This window comes from Rhizobacter sp. P3_B12 (assembly GCF_056402895.1).
The window spans coordinates 1-1,776 of sequence record NZ_JBFUGN010001147.1; the positions used below are offsets into that span (position 1 = coordinate 1).

Sequence of the window (1,776 nt, forward strand, 5' to 3'; positions counted from 1 at the left end):
GCGCGGCGCGAGGCCGTCGATCTGCATCGCCAGCAGCGCCTGCTCGGGCTGGAGTGCCATCGCCCGCGTCAGCGTCACGCGGTCGAACTGCTGGCCGAAATCGAACTCGGGGGGAATGGAAAATTCGGTCATGGGCTGCGGGCCATTGTCGTTCAGCCGGCGGGTGCATCCATGCGATGCTCGCGCCCCATGCAAAGACGCCTTTTCATCGCCGCGGCGGCCTGCGGGGCTGCGCCGGCCACGGTTTCGTCTGCAGTGTCGTCACCGGAATCGCCGCTCGCCACGGTGCATCCCCGACCCCTCGTTTTCCCGGCCGATTTCGGCGCCCATCCCGCGACGCGCACCGAGTGGTGGTACGTCACCGGCTGGCTGCAGGCACAGGCCGATGCGCAGCCGCTCGGTTTCCAGGTCACGTTCTTCCGCTCGGCCACTGGGCTGGCCGCGTCGCCGAGCCGCTTCGGCGCACAGCAGCTGGTGTTCGCGCACGCGGTGCTCGGCGACGTGGCCGGCCAGCGGCAGCGGCACGACCAGCGCATCGCACGCGCCGGCTTCGGCATCGCCGACAGCGCCGAGGGCGACACCCGCGTGCTGCTGCGCGACTGGTTCCTGCGCCGCGAGGGCAGCGCCGGCGCGAGCCGCTACACCACCCGCGTCGCGAGCGACACCGGCGGCTTCGCGTTCGAGCTGTCGTTCGAGGCCACGCAGCCGGTGCTGCTGCAGGGCGAGGCGGGCTGGTCGCGCAAGGGGCCGAAGCCGCACGAGGCGAGCCAGTACTACAGCCAGCCGCAGCTGCGCGCCGTCGGCACGCTGACGCTGGACGGCCGCGCACGCGCGGTGCAGGGCCGCGCCTGGTTCGACCATGAATGGAGCGACCACGCACTGCCCGATGAAGCGGTCGGCTGGGACTGGATCGGCATGAACCTGGACGACGGCAGCGCGCTGATGGCGGTGCGGCAGCGGCGCGCCGACGGCACGCCGTACTACGCCGGCGGCAGCTTCCGCGCGCCGGGCGGTGCGGTGCGCAACTTCGGGCCCGACGAAGTGCGCTTCGTGCCGGGCCGCCGCTGGAGCAGCCCGCTGTCGCACGCGAGCTACCCGGTCGAATGGGTGGTCGAGACGCCGGCGGGCCGCCATCGGGTTCGCGCGCTGTTCGATGCACAGGAACTCGACAGCCGCGCCAGCACCGGCGGCTTCTACTGGGAGGGGCTCAGCGAGCTGGTGGACGCGTCCGGCCGCAGGGTCGGACTCGGCTACCTCGAGATGACCGGCTATGCCGGCCGGCTGCGCATTTAAAGCTTCTGCGCCTGCATGAAGTCGTCGAACGCGGCTTCGGCGAAGCGGAACCACAGCACCTGGTCGGCGCGGAACTTGGTGTAGTCCTCGTAGACCTTCTTCCAAGCCGGGTTCTTGCCCGACAGCTCGCTGTAGTAGTCCATCGACACCTTGAAGCAGGCTTCCATCACGTCCTTCGGGAAGCGGTGCAGCTTGGTGCCGGCACCGACCAGCTGCTTCAGCGCGCCCGGGTTGCGGGCGTCGTACTTGGCCTGCATGTCGACGTGCGCGTGCGACGACGCGGCTTCGACGATGGCCTTGTACTCCGGCGTCAGCGCGTCATAGGCCTTGGTGTTGATGAACAGGTCGACCTGCGGGCCGCCTTCCCACCAACCGGGGTAGTAGTAGTGCGGCGCGACCTTGTTGAAGCCGAGCTTCTGGTCGTCGTACGGGCCGACCCATTCGGCGGCGTCGATCGTGCCCTTCTCGAGCGCGGGGTAGATG

At 69.9% G+C, this 1,776-nt stretch carries 2 protein-coding genes; one reads left to right on the top strand and one right to left on the bottom strand.

Features of this window, described 5'->3' with window-relative positions:
- Nucleotides 1-189: 189 nt before the first annotated feature.
- A complete protein-coding gene (locus tag AC1D01_RS33130) occupies nt 190-1,293 on the top strand; it encodes a lipocalin-like domain-containing protein (protein WP_477873720.1) in 1,104 nt (367 codons plus the stop codon).
- On the opposite strand, the gene AC1D01_RS33135 is transcribed toward AC1D01_RS33130, so the two are convergent.
- A partial coding sequence (locus tag AC1D01_RS33135; RefSeq protein ID WP_477828769.1) for a TRAP transporter substrate-binding protein occupies nt 1,290-1,776 on the bottom strand: 487 nt, incomplete at its 5' end. The two genes, AC1D01_RS33130 and AC1D01_RS33135, sit on opposite strands and share 4 nt — an antisense overlap.

Excerpts from the sequence above, each read along its gene's own strand:
- AC1D01_RS33130 (WP_477873720.1), top strand. The coding sequence starts at position 190 with ATGCAAAGACGCCTTTTCATCGCCGCGGCGGCCTGCGGGGCTGCGCCG.